Source organism: Vulcanococcus sp. Clear-D1 (assembly GCF_014654725.1).
In the GTDB taxonomy this organism is placed as follows: Bacteria; Cyanobacteriota; Cyanobacteriia; order PCC-6307; family Cyanobiaceae; genus Vulcanococcus.
The window spans coordinates 71,179-95,627 of sequence record NZ_JACVZV010000006.1; the positions used below are offsets into that span (position 1 = coordinate 71,179).

Below are 24,449 nucleotides of genomic sequence, written 5' to 3' on the forward strand. Positions count from 1 at the left end.
CTAGATAGCGTCCCACGCGGGCGGTGACAAGGGTTTCGAGCCGAAGAGGGCTGAGCCGATACGAACCCAGGTGCTGCCGGCCGCAGCAGCCTCCTGCCAATCGCCACTCATCCCCATCGACAACTGCTCAAGACCCAGCTCCCGCGCCAAGGCCGCGCAGTCGGCAAACAGGCTCTTGCGCTGCGCTGCATCAAGTCCCAGGGGCGCCATGGTCATCAGGCCCACCAGTTGCACCGTCGGCAGGGCCCGCAGTTGCGGCCAGGCCTGGCGCAGATCCTCGGGGGCAAAGCCACCCTTAGCCGGGTCGGGGCGCAGCTTCACCTGCAGCAACACCTTGGGGCAGACACCCTCCTCTGCGGCAATTCGGGCCACCCGTTCGGCCAGGGCCAGCGAATCCACAGAGTGGAGCCAAGCGAAACGCTGAACCACGGGCCGCACCTTGTTGGCCTGCAGCCGCCCAATGAAGTGCCAGTCGAGCGCAGGCCAATCCGCCAGCTCCGCCTGTTTGGCTATGGCTTCCTGCAGCCGGCTTTCGCCGAAGCTGCGTTGACCCAGCTCTGCCAGTTCACGAATGGCGGCAGCGGGATGACCTTTACTCACCGCCAGCAGTTGGGTGGAGGCGGGCAGCTGGCGGCGAATCGCCTCCAAGCGCTCAGCTGCTGACTCAGACACCACTGGCGATCAGATGAAGGTTTGATCGAACAACTGACGCCAGCGGGCATGGGCCTGAGGGCCATCACGGCGCGCACGCGCGAGATTCTGCTCCGCCAGATGGCGGGCATCCATCAACGGAATCACCTCAAATTGAGCGCCGCGCTCCTGCAGCGTCACCACAAAAAACATGCGCTGGGCATAGAGCGTGGCGTAGAGATCGCGCCCCTCACCCACCTCCGCCACGCGGTAGAGCAAGCCGAAAGTGGGGTGATTGAGATAACGCTCTGTGCTCACTCAGCGCTCACGCGGTCTGTGCCGACGGTGACCAAATCAGACGTCACCGTACCTCCACCGCAAACCGAGCAACAGCGCGAGCCCCAAGGCACAGGCCCATTGCAGCGCTGGCCTGGGCAGCGGATCGCGAATCAACTGAGCCGGTGCAATCCAACGCCCACCCTTGGCCATCAACGCCTCGGCTCCCTGTTCAGCCCGCAGCAACACATTGGCCAGCAGGCGCTCCCCCAGAGCGAGCACCAGCGCCAAAGAACCCTGCAGCCCCAGTTGACGCAGGTTCACCGAACGCGTGGCCACCGAGCGCAGCAAGTTCTGAAATTCCTCCTGCACCAATGGCAGGAATCGCAGCGACAGCAGCAGGGTGAAACCGAGGCGATCGACGGGCACCCCCATCCGCGCCAGGGGCGAAATGCACCAGCTCAGGCCCCACACCAACGATTCCGGTGGTGTGGTGAGCAGCAACAGATTGGCGCTGTGAATCACCGTGAACAACAAGGTGGCACTGTTGAGCCCTAACGCCGCAGAGCGGCGCGTGATCAGCAGCGGCCCGAACGGTACCGGCCCCAACTGCACCGGCCCCCAGCGCAACAACTCCCAGCGCTGCCCCTGATCCGCAGGGGCCAAGCGCAGCTCCTGAGGTGGCCGGTTCAAGGCCACCGGATCAACCCCACCGGCGGGCAGGAAGGTGGCCAGCACGCCCACCAACACCGAGAGCGCCAGCAGCAGCGGCAGGGTGCGGCGCCAGATTCGCCAGGGGAGGCCGCTGCACGCCGTCACCAGCAGCAGCAAGCCCACCAGAGCCAGCCGCCACCAGGGCCCCGCCAGGATCGGCGTGAGAAGAAAGGCCACGGTCCAAGCCAGCTTGAGCCGCGGATCGAGATCACGCAGCCAGCTGCCCGTGCCATCGACGTACTGGCCGATGGGGATCTGCCGCAACCAATCCATCAGGCCCGCATCGCCGGAGGCTCGATGCCCACAACCTCAGCGGCCGCGCGCCTGCTGTTTAGCCAGATCGCGCTCGGCATCGCGCTGCTGCTTGCCGCGCCAGAACAGCTTGAGCGGTGAACCTTCAAAGCCCAGGCCTTCACGGATCTGCCGTTCCACGTAGCGACGGTAGGTGTCGCCGAACAGCTTCGGGTCGTTCACAAACAGGGTGAAGCTGGGGGGCCGCGTAGCCACCTGGGTGCCGTAATAAATCCGGCCCTGGCGCCCACCACGGCTGGTAGGGGGCGAGCGCCAGCTCACGGCCTCCTGGAGCACCTCATTCACCACCGAGGTGCTCACCCGGCGGCGGTGCTGCTCCACCGCCACAGCCGCAATCGCAAAGATGCTCTGCACCCGCTGGCCGCTCAGGGCCGAGGTGAACAGCATCGGTGCCCAATCGAGGAAATAGAGCTTGGCGCGCAGCTCCTTTTCCATGGCCGGCATGGTGTGCGAATCCTTTTCGATCGCATCCCACTTGTTCACCACCACCACGCAGGCGCGGCCGTCTTCTTCAATGCGGCCCGCCAGGCGCTGATCCTGCTCCGTCACGCCATCGAGGGCATCGATCACCAGCACACACACATCGGAGCGCTCGATCGCCTTGAAGCTGCGGTTGATCCCGAAGAACTCGGGGCCGTAGTTCACCGAGCGCTTGCGGCGAATGCCGGCGGTATCGAGGATCTTCCAGGTGTGGCCCTCGCGCTCGAGCGTGGTGTCGATCGTGTCGCGGGTGGTGCCGCGGATCGGGCTCACGATCGCCCGCTTCTCACCGCAGATGGCATTGAGCAGACTGGATTTGCCCACGTTGGGCCGGCCAATGATCGCCAGCTGGATGGGTTCCTCACCGGTGAGTTCTTCGGTGGAAGGCAGGTAATCCACCACCTTGTCGAGCAGGTCGCCCGTACCGGCGCCGTGAATGGCGGAGATCGGATAGGGCTCCCCCAGGCCGAGGCTCCAGAACTCGGCGGCCATCGAGAGGCCGGCCTCGGGCGATTCGCACTTGTTCACCGCCAGCAGCACCGGCACGTTGTGGCCGCGCAACCATTCGGCAATCGATTCATCCGCCGCGGTGAGGCCCTGCTGGCCATCGGCGATCACCACCGCCACAGACGCCTCGGAGAGGGCGAGGTTGGCCTGCTCGCGGATCTCCGGCAGAAATTCGCTGTCGTCGTCGAACACCAGACCGCCGGTGTCCACCACCTTGAAATGGCGGTCACGCCAGTAGCCGTCTTGGTAAGTGCGATCACGGGTCACACCGGGCTCGTCGTGCACGATCGCCTCACGGCTCTTGCAGAGGCGGTTGACCAAGGTGGATTTGCCCACATTGGGGCGGCCAATAATGGCGACGACCGGCAGAGCCAAGCGGGTATCACAACAACTGTCGTGACTTGACCCTACAGGCCGGCGGAAGCGAAAAACTTTCCGCCGTCGCAATGCGCGACGCACTGAGTCTCGCTACGAGGAGGGTGTTCTGAGCCCCGACCCCTGCGGCGGCCTACCCCCATGCTGGACCTGATCGCCTCGATCGTGGTCGACCTCTCCGACCAGAAGCTCTATGTGTACAACCAGCAGCAGGAGCTGGTGCGCACGGTGTTGGTGAGCACGGGCAAAGCTTCCAGCCCAACCCCCACCGGCAGCGCTCAGGTGTTCACCAAGCACCGCAGCGTCACCATGCGCGGGCGCACCTACGTGGCCCCGAACGTGCCCTGGGCCATGTGCATCACCGAGAACGAAATGATCTGCATGCATGGGGCCCCCTGGCAGGAGGCCGCTGGGCAGGCCTTCGGGGTGGCCCGCAGCAGTGGCTGTATCCGCATCCCGAGCCCGCATGCCCGCTGGTTATTCGAGAACACCCCCGTGGGCACACCCGTCACGATTCAGGTGTGAGCCATCGGGCCGCCGTTTTCACGCGCGGTGAATTGGGTTGCCGTGTTCAGCTGATCGGCAAATCACCCGGGTGGCCGGCCACCGGATCGGCGGGCTGTTCGCGCAGCTCCGGCAGCGGGCCACTGTCTGGCAGCGACTCGCCCCGCTCCGCCAGATGGGCTAGCAGCCAGTTCACCGCCGTGGCCCGGCGGGTGCGGCGCGGATAGAGCTCTCCGATGCGATACCCCCCGAAGCCCAGCTGCTCTTTGAGCAGCTGTTTGTGTTGCTTGGGGATGGAGCGCGTCAGCGCCACCGAGGGGGGCCGCTCGGCGATGAACTGCGGTTCGCGCGGAAACAACTCCCGCCAGCTGGCCTCCGTGGCCGGGCCCGCGCTCCAGCTGCCAGAGCCGTTTTGCTCGTATCCCAGGCGCGGCCAGATCAGTTCACACACGAAGCGGTCGCTGGTGCGATCAGCCAGCACCGCTTCCAACAGCGCACGACTCAGGGGGAAGGGAACGGGCGTGGCGGCGGCTTCGGCAGGAGGCATCGGCCTGGAGTCCGACAATCAACGCACCATGATCACCGCCCCACCCCCACTCGAGCTGGCTGGCCGCGGCACACCCCGGGCGCTGCGCTGCCGCGTGCTGCAATCGCCCCTGGCGGGGGTGAGCGATCGCATCTTCCGCAGCCTGGTGCGCCGCTGGGCCCCCGATGCGCTGCTGTTCACCGAGATGGTGAACGCCACCAGCCTGGAGCTGGGCCATGGCCTGATCAAGGTGGAAGAACTGGCCAGCGAACCCGGCCCGATCGGGGTCCAGCTGTTCGATCACCGCCCGGCCGCCATGGCCGATGCCGCCCGCCGCGCCGAGGCTGCCGGTGCCTATCTGATCGACATCAACATGGGCTGCCCGGTGAAAAAGATCGCCAACAAGGGCGGCGGCAGCGGCCTGATCCGCGATCCGGAGCTGGCGGCGCGGATCGTGGAGGCGGTGGCCGCGGCCGTGGCTATCCCGGTCACTGTGAAAACCCGTCTGGGCTGGTGCGGCAGCGACGCCGATCCGGTGAGCTGGTGCCGGCAGCTCGAGGGCGCGGGCGCGCAGCTGCTCACCCTGCACGGCCGCACCCGCGAGCAGGGCTTCAAGGGCCAGGCCGATTGGGACGCCATCGCCGCCGTGAAGCGGGCGCTCACGATCCCGGTGATCGCCAACGGTGATGTGAACAGCGCCGCCGATGCTCTGCGCTGCCTGGAGCACACCGGCGCCGATGGCGTGATGGTGGGCCGCGGCACGATGGGTGCCCCCTGGCTGGTGGGGCAGATCGATGCCGCCCTCAGCGGCAGGCCGATGCCGCCCAGCCCCGGAGCCCTCGAACGCATCCACCTAGCGCGGGAGCAGCTGCAGGCTCTTGTGGCTGCCCGCGGCGATCACGGCCTACTGATCGCTCGCAAGCACATGAGCTGGACCTGCACCGGCTTCAGCGGAGCGCCGCAGCTTCGCCACGCTCTGATGCGGGCGCCCACCCCCGCAGAAGCCCTAGCGTTGCTGGATCAAGCCGCGGCCCAGCTGGATGACTGCGGAGCTCTGGCTCCCTTGGCTGGTGCTGCTGTGGCCTCTGTGGCTGAGTCGCCGGCCTGAGGCCCGTTGCCCACTCTGGATGCGGCGCAGCCTGCTGCTGCTGCTCGCGCTGCTGAGCCTGAGCTATCTGCACTGGCGCCTCACCGCAAGCCTCAATCTCAGTGGGCCGCTGGCCGCGGCCTTGAGCGTGCTGTTGCTGCTGGCCGAGAGCTGGCTATTGCTCAGTGGGCTGTTGCCGCTGCTGCTCGCTTGGCGGCGTTTCAGCGATGGCCGCCCCGAAGCAGATGCAGCCCAGGTTCAGTGGCAGGCGAGCAGCTGGCGGCCCACGGTGGACGTGTTGATCCCCAGCTGCGGCGAACCCCTGCCGGTGTTGGAGCGCTGCCTGCGGGCCTGCAGCCAGCTGAGCTATCCGCACAAGCAGCTGTGGGTGCTCGATGACGCCGGCCGAACCGAGGTGGCCGAACTGGCCGCCCGCTACGGCGCCGGCTACCAGCACCGGCCGCAGCGGAGGCACGCCAAGGCCGGCAACCTCAACGCCGGGCTGCCGCTGGGCAGCGGCGAGCTGGTGGCGGTGTTCGACGCCGATTTCGTGCCCCAACAGCACTTCCTCGAGCGCACGATCGGCCTGTTGCTCGATCCGCAGGTGGCGCTGGTACAGACCCCCCAGCACTTTTTCAATGCCGACCCGGTGATGCGCAACCTGGCCATGGAGGCCTGGCTGCTGCCGGATGAGGAGAGCTTCTACCGCTGGATCGAACCGGTGCGCAGCGCCTGGGATGCGGTGGTGTGCGCCGGCACCAGTTTCCTGGTGCGCCGCGCCGCTCTGGACGACATAGGCGGCTTCGTGGAGCAGGCCATCTCGGAAGACCTCGTGACCGGCATGGCTCTGGCCTCCCGTGGCTGGAAGCTGCGTTACCTCGGCGAAAAACTGAGCGCCGGTCTGGCCGCCGAAACCATGCTCGATTTCGTGCGCCAACGGCAGCGCTGGGCCTCCGGCACCCTGCAGGCGCTGCGCTTGCGGCAGGGCCCCCTGCGCTTGCGCAACCTGCGGCCCGGCCAACGCCTGGCCTATCTGGAGGGCGCGCTGCACTGGTTCAACACGGTGCCGCGGCTGCTGCTCCTGCTGATGCCGCTCAGCATCGGCCTGCTGGGCGTGCTGCCAGTGCTGCTCACCGATGCAGCTGTGCTGGGCAAATTGCTGCCGCTCTGGATCGCCCTGCTCCTGAGCACGGGCTGGCTGAACCGCGGCAGCCGCCATGCGCTGCTGGCCGATCTGCCGGGATGGGCGCTGGCTGTGCCGCTCGCCGCCACGGTGCTGGCCAGCCTCTGGGGGCGGGTGCAAGCGTTTCGGATCACCCCCAAGCACCGGGTGCAAGGGCGCGGCGGCATCGCACCGGTGCTGGCGCTGCCGCTGCTGGTGCTGCTGGGCCTCAATGGGCTCAACCTGGCTCTGATCCTGCGCCATCTCAGCTCCGGTGGCGGCAGTGCCGGCGGCTGGCTGGGCCTGGCCTGGGGCGGGCTCACACTGCTCGGCCTGCTGGTGGCGCTTCAGGCCTGCCGCGATCCCGCCGCCGGCGATCCGAGCCCCTGGCTGGCCCTGAACCTGCAAGCCTCGCTGCGGGGGCTGGATCATGCCGGGCACCCCGTGGAGCAGCTGGTGACGATCGAAGCGCTGAGTGAGACCGGTGTTGCCCTAGCGCCAGGCACCCTCCCGCCGGAGGGGATAGCTGAGTGGCTGGAGCTGCGGATCTCGAACGTCCCCGGGTTGCCGGCCCTGCCCCTAGCCCCGCAAGTGCACAGAGGCTCACACCTGAGCTGGGCCTGGGAGCAAGCCCCAGCCGTTGTGCGTGAACAGTTCCTGGGTTGGCTGTATGGGCGCCCCGGCGCCTGGCCGCAGCGGCAAGCGCCGCCGGAATGGCGAGCACTACTCGCTCTGCTGCGCCGGCTGGTCAGCCCAGGGAGGGAGCAGCAACGGCTGAGCCTGGTGCCGCAGCAGCTGGAGCGGCACCAGGCTCCGGACACACCCGATTGGTGAAATCGCAGCGGTAGATCGCCGGCTTCTGCCAGCTGAGCGGAATCTCCAACAGGTCGCGGCTGCCGGTGATCGCCTGCACCGCCAGGAGCACCATGATCAGGATGTTGCTCGCCACGTGCAGGCGGCGCCAGCGCAGGTGGCGCGTGATTTCCGGGCGAGCCGCCAGGTTCATCAGAAACAGCCCGGTGAGCAGGACGCCACTCCAGTAGTGCGAGCTCCAGAACGCCCCGCTGAAGGGGTTATCGGAGAGGCGCCAGATCTCCGGTTGGCTGCCCAAGCCCAGCAGCCCCGCCCAAGTGAGCAGAGTGAAGCTGGCCCTCAGCGCTGGGCGCTTCACCTTGAGCAGCGCCAAGATCGCCACCAACGTGCCGGCTGCCACGAGCAGCAACAACGCCAGGCGAGCCGCCCCCCCCACAAAGGCCGCGCCAGGCTCCACGGCCTTGCTGATGAACGAATAAACCAGCGCGATCAGCACGGCCACCACCACACCAGCCGTGACCCAGCGGCCGTGGTCAGCGTGTTCCCGCGGCACAAGCGCCGGCTGCTTGGTGATGCCGAGGCGCTTCTCTCGCACCAAGATGCCCAGCCGGATCGTGGCGCCCATCACGGGATACACGAACAGGATCACCAGCACCGGATGGAGCAGGGAGAACCAATCAATGGCGGTCATCGTGCGTGATTCCTCAGGGCAGAACCGCCGGCCAGCCCTGGCGGATCAATAACAACGAAAAGTAGGGCTGCTCAGCTGCGCTGACCAGCACAGCCGAAGCCAGCTGCTGGTCGGGCCAGCCCACCCGCTGGGCGAACAGGGTGTGGTCCAGCAACCCGCGCTCCGCTAGCAGCGGTTGCACCCAACTCCAGCGGTGGCCAAGCTTCAACAGGGCCAGAACGGCACCGGCCACAGCAGCCTGCTCCAACAGCGCCGCCAGCTCCAAAGGTGTTTCGGGGGTGGGACGAATCCAGAGCGGTTCCTGCTGCAGCGCCAGCGGCCATGGGATTCCCTGGCTGGAGGCCGCTGCAGCAGCGGCTGAAACAGCCGTGATCCCAGGAATGACACGCAATGCCGCGGCGGGCACCCGTTCCGCCAGCGCTAACAGCACATAGGAGCAGCTGGCATACAGGGAACTATCGCCCTCACAGAGCAGCACCACGGCTTGGCCCTGGCTCAGCTCGGCCACCAGGGCCTCGGCAGCGGCATGCCAGGCCTGCTGGCGCGGTTCCGCCTCAGCCACCATGGGGAAGAGCAACGGCAACCGGCGCTGCTCGGAGCGGATCCAGGGAGAGGCAATCCGGGCCGCCATGCCCTCTGCCTCCAGCCTCGCCACCGGGTAGGCCACCGCTGCAGCCGCCTCGATCGCTCGCACCGCGGCCACGGTGAGCAGCTCAGGATCCCCGGGCCCGACCCCCACCAACGTGAGCTTGCCGGCCGGCGATGCCGACACCGGATCGTGATCCAAATCACCAAAGCTGCGGTCTGCCGCCTTTCTAGGGTGAAGAGGCGTGCGGCATGACCCGATGAGTCATCTGCAGATTTTTCCGGTCACCGGCAGCCACCATCCGCTGCCCCACTTCGCCAGCAACGACCCGGCACTGATCACCGCCGAGCTGGCACAGCGCGGCATTGGCTTCGAACGCTGGCCGGCACGGGTGGAACTCCCTGCCGGCGCCGATGCAGCCGCCGTGCTCGCCGCCTACGCCACCGAAATCAAGCGGGTGCAATCCAAGGGCACCTACCCCACGGTGGATGCGATCCGGATGACACCTGAGCACCCCGATCGCGAAGCTCTGCGCCAAAAGTTCCTCTCGGAACACACCCACAGCGAAGACGAGGTGCGCTTCTTCGTGGAAGGCCAGGGTCTGTTCTGCCTGCACATCGGTGATGAAGTGCTGCAGGTGCTCTGCGAAGCTGACGACTGGATCAGCGTTCCCGCCGGCACCAAGCATTGGTTCGACATGGGCAACAGCCCGCAGTTCTGCGCCATCCGCTTTTTTGACAACCCCGACGGCTGGGTGGCCCAATTCACGGGCGAGGCAATCGCCGAGCAGTTTCCGCTGCTGGATGAAAAAACGCTGCATGGAGGCTGAAAAGCAGCTCGGGCCCTCAGCAGATCTGGTGATCCAGCCTTCTGATGAACGCGAGGAGACAACACTCGACTTGTCTTCGAACGGCCTGCATGTCTGCATCGCTTCCATCTCACCAACGCATTAGCCATGCTGTGGCGCTGAGCCTCGCGCTCCTGCCCAGCACCACAATCGCCGCCACCATTGGCGCTAGTCAAAACGTGGATTTCAGCCCCACGGTGGTGAGCAACTTCTGCGACATCACGACGACTGGCGGATCGCTAGCGGTCGAGAAGAAACGCGGACTCATCACCTCCGACTCCAGCCTTTCGGGCACTTTTAGTGGCACCCAGGCACCCGGCACAATTGCGGTGGTGAGCAACCTCACCTCAGCTGGAACGGTGATCGTGGATCCCCCCAAGCTTTCCGGAGGGACGGCCGCCACCACCAGTGAAGTGAAGCTCGGAAACGGCTCCTACAGCAGCACAGCCCAGAGCCTCAACCTCGGCAGCGATGGCAATCTGCCGAGCACCAATCTGCACGTGCGTTTTAGCACCACCAGCAACGGCAACAAGTTTGCCAATGGCACCTACAACGCCGTCGCCACCGTGACCTGCACCGATGATGCGAACCGCTAGAGCACTGGCGGGCTGTCTCGGGGCCGCGGTGATGGTGACATCAAGCCATGCCCTAGCCCTGGGGCTCTCTCCCCTGGTGCTGGAGCAGCGCCGGGGCGTGCTCCAAGTCAGCAACAACAGCGATCGCCTGCAACGGGTGGAACTGCAGGTGTTTCGTGTGCGCCAGGTGCAGGGACGCAGCACGGCTGACCTCACCCCCTTGCCCCCAGCCGAAGCCGAGGCCTTAATCCGCCTTCGGCCTTCGGTATTCCGCCTCGGCCCAGGCGCTAGCCGCGTGATTCCTTACAGCGTGGCGACAGATCAACCATCGTTTTATGTATGCGGAACCTCGCTGCAGGGTCTTGTTCAGGCAAGGATCTGCTCACGCTGGCGCTCTGTTTCTGCCTCCACCCCCAGGCAGCCATAGGACAGATCTACCTAGCCCCAAACCAGCAGTTTCCCCAAGGATCACGGGTGTCGATTGATCTCGGCAGCGTGCGCTGCAACGCCGATGCCGGGGCCCTGCCCAACCTCAGCCTTTCCGCCGGCGCTTATCCCGATCAATGGGGCAACAGCATCAGCGTGGCTCAATCGAATGGCAACGCCACGATCGGCAATCAGAGCTCGCTTCTGGCGATGCTGAGCCTGAACATTCCACTGGCCCGCAGCAACAATGCCTTCAGCTGCCAGCCGCTACTGAAAGACGTCATGATCCGCACCCGCATGGAGAATCTTCGCCAGCTTGTGGATGAGGACGTGATCAGCGAATCGCAGTACAAGCAGGCTCTACTCAGCCTCTATGGGCCACTGAGCACCAGCGAACTCTCACTGCCACCCTCCCCCAATGGCGGCGTCAAGGTGACGGTGGAATAAAACCCAAACCCAGCCCCACCTTCAGCGCAGCACGACACCCACCGAGTGCATGCGCACAGCGTCAGGGTTCGCCAGCTCACCGCTGAGCGCCTCCACCTCCACCGCCGCCAGCTCCTCCAAGCGCGCCACCGTGGCCTCGCGGCCGAAACGCTCTTCGCACAGACACCAGTACAACCCGAAATGGCGTGCCTCGCTGGCCAGCAGCTCGCCATAGAGGGCGCGTAGCTCGGGATCAGGGCTGTGGGCAGCCAGCAGCGCCATGCGCTCATGGCTGCGGGCCTCGATCAGCCCCGCCACCAGAAAGGAATCGAGCATCCGCTCCGGCTCGCCTTTGCGCACCGCCGCGGTGAGGCTGGCGCCGTAGACCGGAGCCGGCAGCGGGCGCAGCGCCATCCCCCGCCGCTGCAGGAGCCCTAGCACCAGCTCAAAGTGCTCCAGCTCCTCGCGAGCCAGCGGACTCAACAGTGCCCCCAGCCCCTCATCAGACGGGTAGCGGAACATCAGCTGCAGCGCCACGCCAGCCGCCTTGCGCTCGCAATGGGCGTGATCAATCAGCACCAGTTCAGGCAGGCCGTTGGCCTGCTCCAGCCAGCTGACGCTGCTGGGGGCCGCCAGCCACTTCACCCGGGCCGTGGGGTTCTCGAGCACAAGTGTCATGCCACGGCCTCTGCGCGCAGGCGCAGCACCAGGCCCTGCAGGGCCAGGCCGTAGCTGGCGGGGCCGAAGCCACAGATCACACCCAGGGCCTTGTCGGCCAAATAGGAGTGATGGCGGAAGGCTTCGCGGGCGTGCACGTTGCTCAGGTGCAGCTCCACATAAGGAAGGGCCACCCCCAGCAGGGCATCGCGTAGGGCGATGGAGGTGTGGGTGAAGGCGCCGGCATTGATCAAGATGCCGTCGGCATGGCCGCGGGCGGCATGGATGCGATCCACCAACGCGCCCTCGTGGTTGCTCTGGAAGCACTCCAGCGCCACGCCGAGCCCTGCGGCCTGACGAGCCAACTCCGCCTCAATCGCCTCGAGGGTGTCAGCGCCATAGAGCCCTGGCTCCCGCAACCCCAGCAGGTTGAGATTGGGCCCATTGAGCAGCAGCACCCGCATCGCCAGCGCCGTTGAACCGGCCTCCACTGATTCGATCGTAAGGAGCAGGGCCAGGGGCAGACCCACCGGCTGGTAAGTTCTTGGGGTGTGGTTCGGGTCGGTGCCCGAGTGGTTAATGGGGGCGGACTGTAAATCCGCTGGCTCTGCCTACGCTGGTTCAAATCCAGCCCGGCCCACCTTCCACATGCCCTTGTAGCTCAGCGGTAGAGCACTCCCTTGGTAAGGGAGAGGTCACGAGTTCAAGTCTCGTCAAGGGCTTTCAAAAACAGCAAGAAAGCTGTGCAAACCCCCCGCAATCCTGCAGGATTTTGCTCAGTTTGTTCTTCAAGTTCGCTGGATGACCGCATCACCGCCAGCGATCCCTGAGGCACTGCGTTGCCTGATCGTGGAGGACCAGGTGATGTTCCTCCAGCTGCTGTGCTCGATGCTGGAGGCCATGCCTGGCCTCACTGTGGTGGGCACGGCCACGCGCCAGGCCGATGCCATTGCTCTCTGCAGTGGCGACGACGCGCCCGACCTGTTGATCCTTGACCTGGCCCTTCCCGATGGTGATGGACTAGCAGTAGCCCAGGCCCTGGCCGCCGTTCGCCCCCACGCCAAGGTGGTGGTGCTCTCCGGTCAGGCCAGCAGCTTTGTCTGTCCGGGTGCGCTGCAGCCACTGATCGTGGGCGTGGTCGACAAGACCTCAGCCTTCGCGCAACTCACCCAGGTGCTGGAACGCTGCCTACCCCACAGCGCGGATCCACTCACGCCACGGCAGCAGGAGATCTATGGCCTGATCGGCCAGGGCCTCACCAACAAGGAGATCGCCCGCGCCAGTGGCCTCTCGGTGACCACCGTGGAAACCCACCGCAAGGCCATCGCCCAGAAGCTCGGTGTGAGCGGCTCCGAACTGGTGCGGCAGGCCTCGCTCAGGGGCCGCCTCAACACAGTGGAGGGCTGAGTGCTGAACCTGCGCCTAGGCAACGTCTTCACGCGCCCCAAACGGCTCGCCAACCGGCTGGCAGCGGTGAGCGCGGTGCAGCTGTTGCTGGTGACCGGCGGCTTCAGCCTGCTCAGCTACAGCCTCGGGCGGCGCAGTGGCCTCGAGCTCAGCGAGGTGTACCGCCAGAACGCCTCGGTGGTGGATCTCTCCATTCGCCTCTCCAGCAAGCTCAGCTACCCGATCTGGATCAACGCGCTCAACCTCAACTGGCTGAAGGCCGATCCGTCACGGGAACGGGACTTTGGGGCGATCGCGGAGCGGTTCTGGAACCAGATGACGGTCTTCCCGGTGGACTACATCAACATCGGCAACGCCGATGGGTCGTTTGTGGGCCTGGAGCGCACCGCCGCCGGCGATCTGCTCCTCAACGAGGACACACTTCGCAGCGGCCGCGGCTCCATGGCCGTGTACGCCATGGGCGCGAACGGCCAACGCGGCGCGCTGCTGGAGCGGATCCCCGGCATGACGGCCACCCACGAAGAAGCCTGGTACGTCGACACAGCCAAGGCTGGCCAGCCCAGCTGGAGCTCGATCTACGCCTGGGAAGACCAGCCAGAGGTGTTCTCCATCTCTTACAACGCACCGTTGTTCGGCCCGGATCGCAGCCTCAAGGGCGTGGTGGGGGTGGACATGGTGCTCAGTCAGCTGAGCACCTGGCTGCAAGGGGTGTGGAAGGAGCGCGAGGGCATCGCCGTGATCGTGGAACCCAACGGCGATCTGGTGGCCTGTTCACTGCCTGAGCTCACCCTGGCTCAGAAGCAGGGCACGGTGCAGCGCGCCAACCTGCGCGACTTGCGCAACCCCCTGATTCAGGAACTGAGCCAAGCCTTCTCGGCCGCAACATCCCGCAGCGGCCGCCCCAGCCCACCGGTGCGCGTGAGGGTGGAGGACCAGGCCTACACCCTGCAGGCCAGCCCTTGGGGCGAGGAGGAAGGGCTCAACTGGACGCTGCTCACAGCCCTGGCGACTGGGCCCACGAGCGCCGCGGCTGAACGCAGCAGTGTGATGGCGCTGCTCGCTGCGGCCGCAGCAATGGCCGGTGCGGTGGTGCTGATCAGCCGCCAGATCCGAGCTCTGCTGGATCCGCTCAACCAACTGGAATCCGCCTCCCGGCAACTGGGGGAAGCCCTGGCTGCCCCGAACCCTGCAGCGGGGCAAGGTCTCCACTTCACCAGCGGCCTGAGCGGCAGCGCCGGCGAGGAACTGCTCGCCCTCGATGGCGCCATCAGCGAACTGGTGGAGCGCTACAACACGCTCACCACCAACCTGCGGGAAGCGCAGGAACGGGAGCGCTACCGCGACGCGCAAACCCTGGCCCTGCTCAAAGACAAGCTGCGCAGCAGCCTGCAGGCCGCGGCCGTGGCCCATGAGATCAACCAGCCCCTGAGCGTGTTGCTGCTCAACAGCCAGCTGCTTCTGGATCGCAGCCAAAAGCCCGGCAGCCCCGAGCTGCCGGAAGCCTGGCAGGCCCAGCTGCAGAGCATCCGCCATGAAGCGGATCGGGTGGTGCTCACGATCGAAACGATGCGTGCCCTGCTCCGCAACGTGCAAACAGACCATCAGCGGCTGGATCTGCGTGAGGTCGCCCAGAGCGCTCTGCTCTATGCCCGCTCCGGTGGGCCGGTGAGCAGCCTCACGGTGGAGAGCGAAGCACTGGACCGCCAGCAGCAGCCCGCCTGGATCGATGGCGATCCGGTTCAGATCCAGATCGCCATCGTGAATCTGCTGCGCAACGCCGCCGAAGCCCTGAGGGATGCCGCCGTGACGGATCCCTGGATCAGCCTGAGCCTTAGGGCTGAGGGCGAGCAGTGGTGCCTGTCGGTGGACGACAACGGCCCCGGCCTACCGCCGGCGCTGCTGGACGACACACCCCTACAAACCACCAAGCGCAGCGGCAGCGGTCTTGGCCTGTTTGTGGTGCGAACCACCATGGAGAACCATCACGGCGCGCTGCGGTGCGGCACGAGCGATCGGGGCGGGGCTGCACTGCAGCTGCTCTTCCCCGCCAAGCCCGGGCCTGGAAGACTGGATCAGGCCCTACCCACCACTGGGGATTGAGCCAAGGCGCCCCCTGCTTGCAGATTCTGCATAGGCAGAGATGGTTCCCTTGGCCGACATCCTGTTCGACGGTTTACCCGTTCTCGACCTGCTGGAAATCACCCCCAGCACCAGCGTTGTGGCCCAGATCACCCAACGCGATCAGAGCTCGATTTCGCGCATCTACCGGCAGGTGAGCCGCCGGCTCGGCCTGGAGTTCCGGAAACACACCGACGGCCGCTACCGAGCGAGCGCCAATCAGGGGCTGCTGGAGGGGCTCAGGCGTTCGTCGCAATGGATGCGCCTACAGGCAACACCTGCTGAACCCCGCTGGCTCACCTGCGGCCATGCCGCCCTGGTGAGCGGAACGCAGCAGCCCACCCTGGTGCAGCACTGCGCCGACCCCCTCCAGGTGGAGCGCCTCCTACAGGAGCGCGTGCTCGATCTTGCTGTGATCACCCGGCCCAGCCCCTCTTCCAGCACAGCTGCTGCTGATCTCCTGGAGCACCCCCTGTTGCGCCATCCAGGCGGCATCGACCTGATCCTCCTCCGCCACGACCTCAGCGATCACCCGGCCGTGCAGGCCGTGATCACGGCGCTGCAGCAGCAGGTCCGCCAGCATCTGCGGCAGCATCCCGAGCAGGAATGGTTGGGCTGAGCCCCTCCTGAATTCGCGTTTCATGCTGCTCTCCACCTCGATCGCCGCGATGCGGCAGCCCGTGAGCGCGGGCACCACACGCCCGCGGGCCTGGCGGCTGGAGCAGCTGGAGCGCTTGGAGCAGGCCATCGCCGCGAGGCGTGATGCGGTGCTCAACGCTCTGGCCAGCGATCTGGGCAAACCACCGGTGGAGGCCTACTTCGAGCTGGTGGCGGTGCAGCAGGAAATCCAGTTGGTGCGCAGCCGTCTGCGCCGCTGGATGGCGCCGCGTGCCGTGGGGCTGCCGGTGTTCATGCAGCCGGGCTGGGCCGAAGTGATCCGCGAGCCCCTGGGCTGCGTGCTGGTGATCGGCCCCTGGAACTACCCCTTCCTGCTGAGCCTGCAGCCCCTGGTGAGCGCTCTGGCGGCGGGCAACACGGTGGTGCTGAAGCCCTCGGAGCACGCTCCCGCCACAAGCGCCCTGATCGGCGAGCTCCTTGAAGCAGCCTTCCCAGCAAGCACCGTGCAGGTGGTGCAGGGCGATGGCCCCGTGGCGCAAGCACTGCTGCAGGAGCGCTTCGATCACATCTTCTTCACCGGCGGCGAACGGGTGGGTCGGCTGGTGATGGAAGCCGCCGCCCGCCACCTCACGCCGGTGACGCTCGAGCTGGGGGGCAAGAGCCCTGCGGTGGTGCTGGGCGATGCGGATCTGGAGGTGAGCGCCCGGCGGCTGGTGTGGGGCAAATGCCTCAATGCCGGCCAAACGTGCATCGCCCCCGACTACCTGCTGGTGGATGAGGCGGTGCAAGCACCACTGGTCCAACGACTGAGCCAACGGATCGAGCACTGCTTCGGCAGCGAGCCCCTGGCCTCGCCGGATCTGGGCAGCCTCGTGAATCAGGCCCAGTTCGAACGACTCCACAACCTGCTGGAGGGGGCCCGCCACCGCGGCCAAGTGCTGTTTGGCGGCGCGAGCGATGCCGACCAGCGGCGCATCGCACCCACCCTGATCCGGGTGGACAGCTTGGACGATCCTCTGATGCAGGAGGAGCTGTTCGGCCCGCTGCTGCCGGTACTGAGTGTGAGCGGCCTCGATGAAGCGATCGAGCGGATCAACCAGCGCCCCAAGCCGCTCGCCCTCTACTTATTCAGCAAGCAGCGCGCCGCCCAGGAGCAGATCCTGCAGCGCACCAGCTCCGGTGGGGTGTGCTTCAACGACGTGGTAATGCAGGTGGGCGTGCCGGAGCTGCCCTTTGGCGGCGTGGGCAACAGCGGCATGGGCAGCTACCACGGAGAAGCCGGCTTCCGCACCTTCTCGCACGAACGCAGCGTGATGCGCCGGCCCTTCCGCCTGGATGTTCCCTTCCGCTACCCGCCCTACGCCGGCAAGCTTCCGTTGGTGCGGAGACTGCTGGGCTGAGCCACGCCCCACCCCGCCCCGGATCGATGGCCGGGCCTGATCACCAGGCCTTATCAAAAGAGGGCTGGCGTCACCGGCCAAGGCCCGTATGGTGCCTCCAGCCGAACGCCCACGCCCCATGCGCCGCCGCTCCGCTGCCGCATTCGCCCTGGCCCTGTTGCTGCCCCTGCCGGGCCTGGCCGGAGAGGTCGTGGTGAAGCCCGGTGAAACCCTCTCGGAGATCGCCGAGCGCTACGGCACCAGCGTGCAGCGCCTGATGCAGCTCAACAACCTGCGCAGCCCGCAGGATCTCTGGGCCGGCAGCCGCATCCAGGTGCCCGGCGCCGGCGGCACCACCAGCCGCGGGGGCGGAAGCGGCAACTACACCGTGAAACCGGGCGAGACCCTCTCCGAAATCGCCGAGCGCTACGGCACCAGCGTGCAACGCCTGATGCAGCTCAATGGCCTGCGCAGTCCGCAGGATCTCTGGGCCGGCAGCCGCATCCAGGTGCCCGGAGCAACCAGCTCGAGCAGCAGTGGCGGCGGTGGTGGCACCCGCACCACCACGGTGAAAGCCAACTACACAGTGAAGCCGGGCGAAACCCTCTCCGAGCTGGCTGAGCGCTACGGCACCAGCGTGCAACGCCTGATGGAACTCAACAACCTGCGCGGCCCGCAGGACCTCTGGGCCGGCAGCCGCATCCAGGTGCCCATCACCCGCACCACCACCGCCGCAGCCCCCAAGCCCGCGGTGAACAAGAGCGCCACGCAGCACAAGGTGCAGAGCGGTGAAACCCTCTCGGTGATTGCCGATCGCTACGGCGTGTCGATGCAGAACCTGATCGCCCTCAACGGGATCAGCGATCCGAACCAGGTGGAGGTGGGCCGCACCCTGAAACTGCGGGGATCAGCAAAGCCAGCCGCGAAACCCGCGGCCAAGCCGGCAGCCAAACCGCAGCCCGTTGCCGCCAAACCGGCACCCAAGCCGGCACCGCAGCCCGCGCCCAAACCCGCTGCCCAACCAGTTGCCGCCCAGCCAGTTGTGGCCAAGCCTGCTCCAGCGGCAGCAGCACCAGTTGTCGCCAAACCAGAGCCGAAGCCGGCCGCCGAGGCCGCCACGCCCGTTGCCGCCACACCCGTGGCTGCCAAACCCGAACCCAAACCGGAGCCCAAACCCGCCGCCACACCCGTGGCTGCCAAACCGGCGGCCCAGCCCGCAGCCGCTGCCTCCAGCACCAAGCCCGGCAAACCGGCCTCACCCGATTGGCGCAACTACGGCCCCCTGCAGGTGGACTGGGCCAACTGGCAGCCGATGGGCGGCAGCTATGTGGCCCCCAGCCTCAACAGCGACGGGCAACCCCTCTACCTGGCCATCAATTGCAATGCCAAGCGGCTTAATGCCACCGGGCAATCGGGCACCTGGAAAACCTGGGATGCGCCCCAGAGCGATTTCGAGCACAAGCTGATCAACGATCTCTGCACGGCTAAAGGCGGCTGATCAGGCCGCCAGCCTGAGGGGCCAGGGCTGCCGCAAAAAACGGCGGCCCGCGGGGCGCAGCCAGAGGCGCTGAGCACCGTCGTCGCTCTCAGCGATCAGGTCTTCCTGCACAAGCTGACGCGCCAACCAGCGCCAGCGCTCCACCTCCTCGCCCTCCGCCTGGGCCAGGTCTTCCCCCAGGCTGCGCAGATCCACCCCACCCCGTTGCTCCAGCAGAGCCAGCACCTCAGCGGCCTGCTCCGACCAATCCACCAGGGCCGGCCGCTCGCTGCAGCGATCACAGCGGCCGCAGGGCGGCACCAGTTCCCCAACGGCCAGCAGCAGCGCCTGCTCCCGGCAGGCAGGCCCCTCCGCCACGGCTTCCATACGGCGCAGCTGCTGCTGGGCCAGCTCCACCCGCTGGCGCTCCTGGGGATCGCTCACCGATTCAGCGGAGGCGCGGATGGCCCAGCCCAGGCTGATGCGGTCGTCGGGATCGAACAGCACCACGCAACGGGCTGGCTGCCCATCGCGGCCGGCGCGGCCGGACTCCTGTAGATACCCCTCAGGGCTGGCAGGCAGATCAAGGTGCAGCACCAGGCCCACATCCGGGCGGTCGACCCCCATGCCAAAGGCCACCGTGGCCACCAACACTGGTGCCGCATGCTCCTGGAAATGGGTCAGCGCCAGGGCCCTGCTTTCCGGATCCATTCCCGCGTGATACGCGATCGCCTCCACGCCGGCCTCGCACAACCGCCGCGCCCAGCTCTCCACCGAGCGGCGCGTGCGGGCATAAATCAGCTTGGCCCCGCGGGCCTCGGCCAGGGCCTCGAGCACCTGGGGCATGGGATCGGAGGGGCGGCGCCGCATCGCATAAGCAAGGTTGTCGCGGCGCGCTGAACGCACCTGAATCAGAGGGCGCCGAAGCTCCAGCATCCGAATCAGATCCGCCCGCACCCGCGGCGCCGCGGTGGCGCTCAGGGCCACCAACGGCACGCCCGGGCAGAGACGGCGCAGCTGCCCCAGGCGCCGGTAATCGGGGCGGAAGTCGTGGCCCCAGGCGCTGATGCAGTGGGCCTCATCGATCGCCACCCCCACCAGCTGCCCCTGCTCATGGATGTCCTCCAGCAGCTGGCGGGTGGCTTCCACCTGCAGGCGCTCCGGTGCCAGATAGATCAACCGCAGCCGATTGCTGCGCACCCGGGCGATCAGGTCGCGGCGGCGGGCCGGATCGAGGCCGCGGTGCAAGCAGGCCGCCGGGATCCCCCGCCGCTGCAGGTGCTGCACCTGATCTTCCATCAGGGCCACCAACGGGGAGATCACCAGCACCAGCCCGCCGCGCACCAGCGCCGGCAGCTGATAGCAGAGGGATTTGCCCGCGCCGGTGGGCAGCACCGCCAGGCAGTCGCGACCCTCGAGCATCGCCTCCACCACCGGCCGCTGGCCGGGCCTGAAGCTGCTCCAGCCGAAATGATCCTGCAGCGCCTGCTCGAGCCTATCCGCCATCACGCCGGCCTCAGCCGGCCTGGGCGATCACCGGAATCGGTGGGGCCTCCAACTGATCCGGCGCCTCCTCCACCAGCTGCAGCCGCACCCGCTTGCCGCCCGCCAGCTCGCCCAGCGACACCCTCATGGTGTTGCCGCTCAGGGTCTGCATGGCTGTGAGCAACTCACGCAGGTGGGGCGTGCTGCTGCCGCTCTCCACCCACAAGCGTTCCTGCAGACCATTGAGCCGCCGCCAGCTGGTGTGCAGCTTCAGCACAGCCGCCTCGAGCGCCTGAGCCTGCCCCACCGCATCGGCCAGCAAACCCAACGCATCCAGCCGCAGCGCCTCCTGCATGGCCTTATCGAAATCGAGCTCACCCTGCTGAAACGCCCGCACCGACAGACCGGCCTCGGTGGCTTTGCTCAACCAGCGCGCCGTGCTGGTCACATCCTTCACTCGCTCCAGCTCGGGCTCATCGCGCAGCACTTTTCGCAGGTCTTCCTGCTGCTCATCCGGCAGCTTGGCCAGCTCCTTCACCAGAGGAGCAACGGCCCTGGGAGGCAGGAGGTTTTCAGCAGTGCGCTGGCGGATTTCTTCCGGCAGTAAGGGGCTGGTAGCGGCGGTGAACTCATCGGTGAGCTGCCGCACCTGCTTCCGGGTGATCTGCTGGCCGTCGTTGGCGGCTTCGCCGATCATCAGCTGCACCTCAGGGTCGGCCTGGGCCGTTTCCATGAAGGCGCGCTTGGAAAAGTTGTTCACGCTGGTCGCCTCCAGCACCCCCTCCCCCAGCATCTGGTCAGCCGATTCGGCCAGCTGGATCAGGGCATAGGCCCGGGTTTTGCTGATCTCCTGCTCTCTGAGCCACTGCAGGAAGCCGGCCCCACGGCCTTCGCCGCCGCGACGCTCTCGATCCCGCACCGCCCGCAGGATCCGACCCCGCCAGATCTCGGTCTGCAGGTCGAAGCGATCACAGATGGCCCAGGCCTCCTCAATGCGGGCCAGGAACTCCATCGAGCTGATGGTCTCGCTCTCGGGATCCGGCAGATCGAGGCTGAAAGAGAGGGCCTCGGCCATTGGGATGCGCTCATGGAAGGTCGATGGTGCCACGTTTCGTGACGGCCGGTGAGAAGACCCGCCCGACGCGGGTACATTCCGTCTGACAGCCACCCCTTTCCCTGCGCAGCGATGGCCATCTCCCGCGGCGACAAGGTGCGCATCAAGCGTCCTGAGTCCTACTGGTTCAACGAAGTCGGCACCGTCGCCTCAATCGACACCTCCGGTATCCGCTACCCCGTGGTGGTGCGCTTCGAGAAGGTGAACTACAACGGCGTGAGCGGCTCCGAAGGCGGCATCAACACCAACAACTTCGCCGAGAGCGAGCTCGAAAAGGCCTGAAGCTTCGAGCACTCAGCTCCGCTCTTGCCTCGTTCAACCCCGGCCCTAGTGCCAGGGTTTTCTTTTGCGCGGCTGGGGTTGATCTGCATGGCAGGCTGTGGCGCTCCAGCCTCCAGAGCCGATCGTGCCAGAACTGCCCGAAGTGGAAACGGTGCGGCGAGGGCTCGAGCAGCAGGTGAGCGGCTTTGCGGTGGCCCGGGTGGAGGTAGTGCGGGCTCGCGCCGTTGCATCCCCGCCCCTGCCTGAACTCTTCTGCAGCGCGCTGGAAGGCTGCACCGTGCAGCAGTGGCTGAGGCGCGGCAAGTATCTGATGGCCAGCCTCGAGCGCGATGGTGAACCCGCAGGGCACTGGGGGGTGCACCTGCGCATGACAGGCCAATTTCTTTGGATGGAGACCCCAGCCGAACCCTGCCGGCACACGCGGGTACGGATTTGGAACCCGGCCGGTCAGGAACTGCGCTTCGTGGATCTGCGCAGCTTCGGGGAAATGTGGTGGGTTCCCCCAGGTGAACCGCTGGAATCGGTGATGACCGGTTTGCGCCGACTGGGCCCCGAACCGTTCAGCACAGAGTTCAGCCCGCAGCACCTCGCCGACAAGCTCGCCGGCTCCAGCCGGCCGATCAAAACTGCGTTGCTGGATCAGGCCTTGGTGGCCGGTGTGGGCAACATCTATGCCGATGAATCGTTGTTCATCAGCCGCATCGCGCCCCACACGCCCAGCCAGCAGCTCAAGCCGGCACAACTCAAACGGCTGCATCAAGCCCTGGTGGAGGTGCTGCAAGCCAGCATCGGCGCTGGCGGAACCACCTTCAGCGATTTTCGCGATCTCACCGGCACCAACGGCAACTACGGCAATGCCGCCTGGGTGTATCGACGGGGCGGGCAACCCTGCCGGGTGTGCGGCACCTCGATCCGCCGCGACAAATTGAGCGGACGCAGCAGCCACTGGTGCCCCAGCTGCCAAGCTGCTGGAGGGTGACTGCGTTGCTGACCGATGGCCAATGCCAACACCACCGCCCTGGCTTCAGCGCTCAGCAAAGCCATGGCCAGCATCCACCAGCGCGGCTGGTGTGATGGAACCGGCGGCAATTTCAGTTGCGTGCTCGAGCGCGATCCGCTGCTGTTGCTGATGGCACCCAGTGGGGTCGACAAGGGAACCGTGGCCCCTCGTGATCTGATCCATGTGAGCGCCTCAGGAGAGGTGGTGGCAGGCAAGGGAAAGGCCAGTGCAGAAACGGCCCTGCACGTGGAGATCGTGAACAGCTGTGGAGCAGGGGCTGTGCTCCACACCCATTCCCAGGCCGGCACCTTGCTCTCGCAATGGGCCCTGGAGCAGACCGATAAGTCTGAAGCCTGTACGCAGAGTCATCTGGAATTGCGTGATCTGGAAATGCTGAAGGGGTTGGAAGGGGTCACAACCCACGCCTGCAGCGTGAGCATCCCCGTTTGCGCCAATGATCAAGACCTACCGGCCCTCTCCAAGCGGGTGAAGCCCTTGCTGTCTGACGCCCCGCACGGTGTGCTCATTGCGGGCCATGGCCTTTACGCCTGGGGACGCAATCTCGGCTCTGCCGTTCGTCATCTGGAGATTCTTGAATTCTTGCTAGAGCAACGCTGGCGTCGTCTCCTGCTCGAGGCCCTGATCCAGCGCCCGCAAGCGATCTGACAACACCATGAGCATCACGCATCTGCTGCTGGATATCGAGGGAACAACATGCCCAGTGAGCTTTGTCGCCAAAGTGCTGTTCCCCTATGCGAGGAACGCACTGCCGGGCTTCATCGCTGCCCATGCCGCAGATCCTGAGATTCAAAACCTGGTGGAACAAGCGGAGCAAGCGTGGATGAACGATGACCATCCCCAGGCCATCGCCCTCCGCAGCCAATCATCAGGGGACGAAAGCACCACTGGCGTAGCGACCTATTTACAGAGCCTCATTGATCGTGATGTGAAGTTGACCGCCCTGAAAGATTTGCAAGGACGCATCTGGCGAAGTGGCTACGCAAACGGGGAGTTGGTGGCACCGCTGTATGCAGATGTAGCCGAATCAGTGAAGCGATGGCACAAGGCTGGGCTGGTTCTAGCTGTGTATTCGTCGGGATCCGTTCCAGCTCAAAAACTGCTGTATGGCCACAGCACTTCCGGAGATCTGCAAGCACTTTTTAGTCACTGGTTTGATACTCGGGTTGGCAGCAAACAGGAGGAGAAGAGCTACAGATCCATCGCCGGGCAGATGCGAGTTTCACCTGCCGAGTGTCTTTTCATCAGCGACTCACTGGGCGAGCTTGAAGCAGCAGACTCAGCCGGGATGTCGGTACTGTTCAGCGATCGCGAAGGGAATCCAGGCCGAGACAGCGGAAGATTTGAGAGAATCAATGATTACCGCAGGCTTCATCCCGCGAATGGCTCTCAGCAATCGTGACCAGGAGATTCTCGCTATCAATCAAGCCATGCTGGAGAGCGTGGTCAATGGCGATTGGAGCCGTTACGCAGGCTTCTGCGCAGCAGACCTGAGCTGCTTCGAAGCAGAGACCAACGGTCACCTGGTGGAGGGACTGCCCTTCCATGAGTACTACTTCAATCTTCCTGCCGGCGATGCACCCGCCACAGCCGTCACCGTGACCATGGCCCGACCGCATCTGCGCTGGCTCTGCGACGATGCCGTGGTGATCAGCTACACCCGACTGACCCAACGGCTATCAGGTGGTGAACCCATCACCGCCAGCTGCTGCGAAACCCGCATCTGGCATCGCCGCAACGACACCTGGCAACAGGTGCACGTACACCGCAGCTGATGAATTAGCCAGGCTGAGCAACAACCCCACGGCAACCCAGGCCTCTGCACTGGCCACAAGTGCGTGGGGCCTGGCTTTGGGGGTGTACAACTGGATGCCTCGATTCGCCTCTAATTCCCCCAGCACCAGCCAACAAAAAAGCCACCCTCTCGGGTGGCTTCTCTGTCTCATCGCTTCAAACG

28 protein-coding genes and 2 tRNA genes are annotated in these 24,449 nt (G+C 66.1%); 19 read left to right on the forward strand and 11 right to left on the reverse strand.

The annotated features are described in order from the left end of the window. From H9532_RS02230 to der, 4 genes are read right to left on the reverse strand one after another with little or no spacing between them, the layout of a single operon-like run. Entirely contained in the window at positions 1-675 is a 675-nt protein-coding gene (locus H9532_RS02230) for a YggS family pyridoxal phosphate-dependent enzyme (RefSeq protein ID WP_296365388.1), read from the reverse strand. A gap of 6 nt (positions 676-681) precedes the next feature. Beyond that, positions 682-948 (reverse strand): PipX family protein, encoded by a 267-nt coding sequence (locus H9532_RS02235; RefSeq protein WP_296365389.1) that lies wholly within the window; start codon positions 946-948, stop codon positions 682-684. A gap of 36 nt (positions 949-984) precedes the next feature. After that, positions 985-1,893, reverse strand: coding sequence for an energy-coupling factor transporter transmembrane protein EcfT (locus H9532_RS02240; protein WP_296365391.1), 909 nt, complete (start codon positions 1,891-1,893; stop codon positions 985-987). A gap of 36 nt (positions 1,894-1,929) precedes the next feature. Then, positions 1,930-3,294 carry a ribosome biogenesis GTPase Der gene (gene der, locus H9532_RS02245; protein WP_296365395.1) on the reverse strand — a complete coding sequence of 455 codons (1,365 nt, stop codon included), beginning with the start codon at positions 3,292-3,294 and terminating at the stop codon, positions 1,930-1,932. Between the two features lie 141 nt (positions 3,295-3,435). Here der and H9532_RS02250 point away from each other — a divergent pair, with 141 nt between their 5' ends. Beyond that, positions 3,436-3,819, forward strand: a complete 384-nt coding sequence (locus H9532_RS02250; protein WP_296365397.1) for a L,D-transpeptidase — start codon at positions 3,436-3,438, stop codon at positions 3,817-3,819. Positions 3,820-3,865: 46 nt separating this feature from the next. On the opposite strand, the gene H9532_RS02255 is transcribed toward H9532_RS02250, so the two are convergent. Further along, complete coding sequence (locus tag H9532_RS02255) at positions 3,866-4,345, reverse strand: DUF1823 family protein (protein ID WP_296365400.1); 480 nt, start codon at positions 4,343-4,345, stop codon at positions 3,866-3,868. Between the two features lie 28 nt (positions 4,346-4,373). On the opposite strand from H9532_RS02255, the gene dusB reads away from it, so the two are divergent. Both dusB and H9532_RS02265 read left to right on the forward strand, forming a co-directional pair. Further along, on the forward strand, positions 4,374-5,432 hold the full coding sequence (dusB, locus tag H9532_RS02260) for a tRNA dihydrouridine synthase DusB (RefSeq protein WP_296365403.1): 1,059 nt from the start codon (positions 4,374-4,376) through the stop codon (positions 5,430-5,432). Further along, positions 5,365-7,407: a cellulose synthase catalytic subunit gene (locus H9532_RS02265; RefSeq protein ID WP_296365405.1), complete on the forward strand. Its 2,043-nt coding sequence runs from the start codon at positions 5,365-5,367 to the stop codon at positions 7,405-7,407. The genes dusB and H9532_RS02265 overlap by 68 nt, the downstream gene beginning before the upstream one ends. On the opposite strand, the gene H9532_RS02270 is transcribed toward H9532_RS02265, so the two are convergent. Next, positions 7,322-8,077, reverse strand: a complete 756-nt coding sequence (locus H9532_RS02270) for a DUF4079 domain-containing protein (protein ID WP_296365406.1) — start codon at positions 8,075-8,077, stop codon at positions 7,322-7,324. The genes H9532_RS02265 and H9532_RS02270 overlap by 86 nt on opposite strands. Positions 8,078-8,090: 13 nt before the next feature. Then, positions 8,091-8,849 (reverse strand): precorrin-2 C(20)-methyltransferase, encoded by a 759-nt coding sequence (gene cobI / locus H9532_RS02275; RefSeq protein ID WP_296365407.1) that lies wholly within the window; start codon positions 8,847-8,849, stop codon positions 8,091-8,093. A 73-nt stretch (positions 8,850-8,922) separates the two neighbouring features. Between cobI and H9532_RS02280 the strand changes: the two genes are divergently transcribed. From H9532_RS02280 to H9532_RS02295, 4 genes are all read left to right on the forward strand, one after another. Next, the gene (locus tag H9532_RS02280) at positions 8,923-9,492 is read left to right on the forward strand and encodes an acireductone dioxygenase (RefSeq protein ID WP_296365409.1); all 570 of its coding nucleotides are present in this window, start codon (positions 8,923-8,925) and stop codon (positions 9,490-9,492) included. 89 nt (positions 9,493-9,581) lie between these two features. Continuing rightward, complete coding sequence (locus H9532_RS02285; protein WP_296365411.1) at positions 9,582-10,106, forward strand: hypothetical protein; 525 nt, start codon at positions 9,582-9,584, stop codon at positions 10,104-10,106. Then, the gene (locus tag H9532_RS02290; RefSeq protein WP_296365413.1) at positions 10,090-10,512 is read left to right on the forward strand and encodes a hypothetical protein; all 423 of its coding nucleotides are present in this window, start codon (positions 10,090-10,092) and stop codon (positions 10,510-10,512) included. Before H9532_RS02285 ends, H9532_RS02290 begins: the two co-directional genes overlap by 17 nt. A 47-nt stretch (positions 10,513-10,559) precedes the next feature. Continuing rightward, positions 10,560-10,958: a hypothetical protein gene (locus H9532_RS02295; protein WP_296365415.1), complete on the forward strand. Its 399-nt coding sequence runs from the start codon at positions 10,560-10,562 to the stop codon at positions 10,956-10,958. 21 nt (positions 10,959-10,979) lie between these two features. Here the strand turns inward: H9532_RS02295 and H9532_RS02300 are convergent, their stop codons facing one another. After that, entirely contained in the window at positions 10,980-11,615 is a 636-nt protein-coding gene (locus H9532_RS02300; protein WP_296365417.1) for a tRNA-(ms[2]io[6]A)-hydroxylase, read from the reverse strand. Continuing rightward, positions 11,612-12,058 carry a type II 3-dehydroquinate dehydratase gene (aroQ, locus tag H9532_RS02305; protein WP_296365455.1) on the reverse strand — a complete coding sequence of 149 codons (447 nt, stop codon included), beginning with the start codon at positions 12,056-12,058 and terminating at the stop codon, positions 11,612-11,614. The genes H9532_RS02300 and aroQ overlap by 4 nt, the downstream gene beginning before the upstream one ends. Positions 12,059-12,152: 94 nt before the next feature. Between aroQ and H9532_RS02310 the strand changes: the two genes are divergently transcribed. The 7 genes from H9532_RS02310 (at position 12,153) to H9532_RS02340 (ending at position 18,614) form a co-directional block, all read left to right on the forward strand. Beyond that, positions 12,153-12,234: transfer RNA gene (locus H9532_RS02310), tRNA-Tyr, on the forward strand. A 10-nt stretch (positions 12,235-12,244) separates the two neighbouring features. Beyond that, positions 12,245-12,316: transfer RNA gene (locus H9532_RS02315), tRNA-Thr, on the forward strand. A gap of 79 nt (positions 12,317-12,395) precedes the next feature. Further along, positions 12,396-13,001 (forward strand): response regulator transcription factor, encoded by a 606-nt coding sequence (locus H9532_RS02320; protein WP_296365419.1) that lies wholly within the window; start codon positions 12,396-12,398, stop codon positions 12,999-13,001. Further along, positions 13,002-15,101 (forward strand): sensor histidine kinase, encoded by a 2,100-nt coding sequence (locus tag H9532_RS02325; protein WP_296365422.1) that lies wholly within the window; start codon positions 13,002-13,004, stop codon positions 15,099-15,101. Between the two features lie 40 nt (positions 15,102-15,141). After that, positions 15,142-15,738, forward strand: coding sequence for a hypothetical protein (locus H9532_RS02330; protein ID WP_296365424.1), 597 nt, complete (start codon positions 15,142-15,144; stop codon positions 15,736-15,738). Positions 15,739-15,760: 22 nt separating this feature from the next. After that, positions 15,761-17,137, forward strand: a complete 1,377-nt coding sequence (locus tag H9532_RS02335) for an aldehyde dehydrogenase family protein (RefSeq protein ID WP_296365427.1) — start codon at positions 15,761-15,763, stop codon at positions 17,135-17,137. Between the two features lie 118 nt (positions 17,138-17,255). Further along, on the forward strand, positions 17,256-18,614 hold the full coding sequence (locus tag H9532_RS02340; RefSeq protein ID WP_296365429.1) for a LysM peptidoglycan-binding domain-containing protein: 1,359 nt from the start codon (positions 17,256-17,258) through the stop codon (positions 18,612-18,614). Here the strand turns inward: H9532_RS02340 and H9532_RS02345 are convergent, their stop codons facing one another. Together H9532_RS02345 and H9532_RS02350 are read right to left on the reverse strand one after the other, a co-directional pair. After that, entirely contained in the window at positions 18,615-20,099 is a 1,485-nt protein-coding gene (locus tag H9532_RS02345) for an ATP-dependent DNA helicase RecQ (RefSeq protein WP_296365432.1), read from the reverse strand. Between the two features lie 10 nt (positions 20,100-20,109). Next, complete coding sequence (locus tag H9532_RS02350) at positions 20,110-21,153, reverse strand: hypothetical protein (protein ID WP_296365434.1); 1,044 nt, start codon at positions 21,151-21,153, stop codon at positions 20,110-20,112. A 111-nt stretch (positions 21,154-21,264) separates the two neighbouring features. Between H9532_RS02350 and H9532_RS02355 the strand changes: the two genes are divergently transcribed. The 5 genes from H9532_RS02355 (at position 21,265) to H9532_RS02375 (ending at position 24,267) form a co-directional block, all read left to right on the forward strand. After that, positions 21,265-21,474, forward strand: coding sequence for a photosystem I reaction center subunit IV (locus H9532_RS02355; protein ID WP_010311442.1), 210 nt, complete (start codon positions 21,265-21,267; stop codon positions 21,472-21,474). A gap of 124 nt (positions 21,475-21,598) precedes the next feature. Next, positions 21,599-22,453, forward strand: coding sequence for a DNA-formamidopyrimidine glycosylase (locus H9532_RS02360; protein ID WP_296365439.1), 855 nt, complete (start codon positions 21,599-21,601; stop codon positions 22,451-22,453). Between the two features lie 15 nt (positions 22,454-22,468). Beyond that, positions 22,469-23,140, forward strand: coding sequence for a methylthioribulose 1-phosphate dehydratase (gene mtnB, locus H9532_RS02365; protein WP_296365441.1), 672 nt, complete (start codon positions 22,469-22,471; stop codon positions 23,138-23,140). A 7-nt stretch (positions 23,141-23,147) separates the two neighbouring features. Next, the gene (gene mtnC, locus H9532_RS02370) at positions 23,148-23,894 is read left to right on the forward strand and encodes an acireductone synthase (RefSeq protein ID WP_296365443.1); all 747 of its coding nucleotides are present in this window, start codon (positions 23,148-23,150) and stop codon (positions 23,892-23,894) included. Continuing rightward, a complete protein-coding gene (locus H9532_RS02375) occupies positions 23,875-24,267 on the forward strand; it encodes a DUF4440 domain-containing protein (RefSeq protein ID WP_296365445.1) in 393 nt (130 codons plus the stop codon). Before mtnC ends, H9532_RS02375 begins: the two co-directional genes overlap by 20 nt. Positions 24,268-24,449 lie beyond the last annotated feature (182 nt).

What these genes read in the sequence shown, in the direction of transcription:
- H9532_RS02240 (WP_296365391.1), bottom strand. Translation starts at nt 1,893, where the DNA reads ATGGATTGGTTGCGGCAGATCCCCATCGGCCAGTACGTCGATGGCACG.
- H9532_RS02250 (WP_296365397.1), top strand. Translation starts at nt 3,436, where the DNA reads ATGCTGGACCTGATCGCCTCGATCGTGGTCGACCTCTCCGACCAGAAG.
- H9532_RS02255 (WP_296365400.1), bottom strand. Translation starts at nt 4,345, where the DNA reads ATGCCTCCTGCCGAAGCCGCCGCCACGCCCGTTCCCTTCCCCCTGAGT.
- dusB (WP_296365403.1), top strand. Translation starts at nt 4,374, where the DNA reads ATGATCACCGCCCCACCCCCACTCGAGCTGGCTGGCCGCGGCACACCC.
- H9532_RS02265 (WP_296365405.1), top strand. Translation starts at nt 5,365, where the DNA reads ATGACTGCGGAGCTCTGGCTCCCTTGGCTGGTGCTGCTGTGGCCTCTG.
- H9532_RS02270 (WP_296365406.1), bottom strand. Translation starts at nt 8,077, where the DNA reads ATGACCGCCATTGATTGGTTCTCCCTGCTCCATCCGGTGCTGGTGATC.
- H9532_RS02280 (WP_296365409.1), top strand. Translation starts at nt 8,923, where the DNA reads ATGAGTCATCTGCAGATTTTTCCGGTCACCGGCAGCCACCATCCGCTG.
- H9532_RS02285 (WP_296365411.1), top strand. Translation starts at nt 9,582, where the DNA reads ATGTCTGCATCGCTTCCATCTCACCAACGCATTAGCCATGCTGTGGCG.
- H9532_RS02290 (WP_296365413.1), top strand. Translation starts at nt 10,090, where the DNA reads ATGATGCGAACCGCTAGAGCACTGGCGGGCTGTCTCGGGGCCGCGGTG.
- H9532_RS02300 (WP_296365417.1), bottom strand. Translation starts at nt 11,615, where the DNA reads ATGACACTTGTGCTCGAGAACCCCACGGCCCGGGTGAAGTGGCTGGCG.
- aroQ (WP_296365455.1), bottom strand. Translation starts at nt 12,058, where the DNA reads ATGCGGGTGCTGCTGCTCAATGGGCCCAATCTCAACCTGCTGGGGTTG.
- H9532_RS02320 (WP_296365419.1), top strand. Translation starts at nt 12,396, where the DNA reads ATGACCGCATCACCGCCAGCGATCCCTGAGGCACTGCGTTGCCTGATC.
- H9532_RS02330 (WP_296365424.1), top strand. Translation starts at nt 15,142, where the DNA reads ATGGTTCCCTTGGCCGACATCCTGTTCGACGGTTTACCCGTTCTCGAC.
- H9532_RS02335 (WP_296365427.1), top strand. Translation starts at nt 15,761, where the DNA reads ATGCTGCTCTCCACCTCGATCGCCGCGATGCGGCAGCCCGTGAGCGCG.
- H9532_RS02340 (WP_296365429.1), top strand. Translation starts at nt 17,256, where the DNA reads ATGCGCCGCCGCTCCGCTGCCGCATTCGCCCTGGCCCTGTTGCTGCCC.
- H9532_RS02345 (WP_296365432.1), bottom strand. Translation starts at nt 20,099, where the DNA reads ATGGCGGATAGGCTCGAGCAGGCGCTGCAGGATCATTTCGGCTGGAGC.
- H9532_RS02350 (WP_296365434.1), bottom strand. Translation starts at nt 21,153, where the DNA reads ATGGCCGAGGCCCTCTCTTTCAGCCTCGATCTGCCGGATCCCGAGAGC.
- H9532_RS02355 (WP_010311442.1), top strand. Translation starts at nt 21,265, where the DNA reads ATGGCCATCTCCCGCGGCGACAAGGTGCGCATCAAGCGTCCTGAGTCC.
- mtnB (WP_296365441.1), top strand. Translation starts at nt 22,469, where the DNA reads ATGGCCAATGCCAACACCACCGCCCTGGCTTCAGCGCTCAGCAAAGCC.
- mtnC (WP_296365443.1), top strand. Translation starts at nt 23,148, where the DNA reads ATGAGCATCACGCATCTGCTGCTGGATATCGAGGGAACAACATGCCCA.
- H9532_RS02375 (WP_296365445.1), top strand. Translation starts at nt 23,875, where the DNA reads ATGGCTCTCAGCAATCGTGACCAGGAGATTCTCGCTATCAATCAAGCC.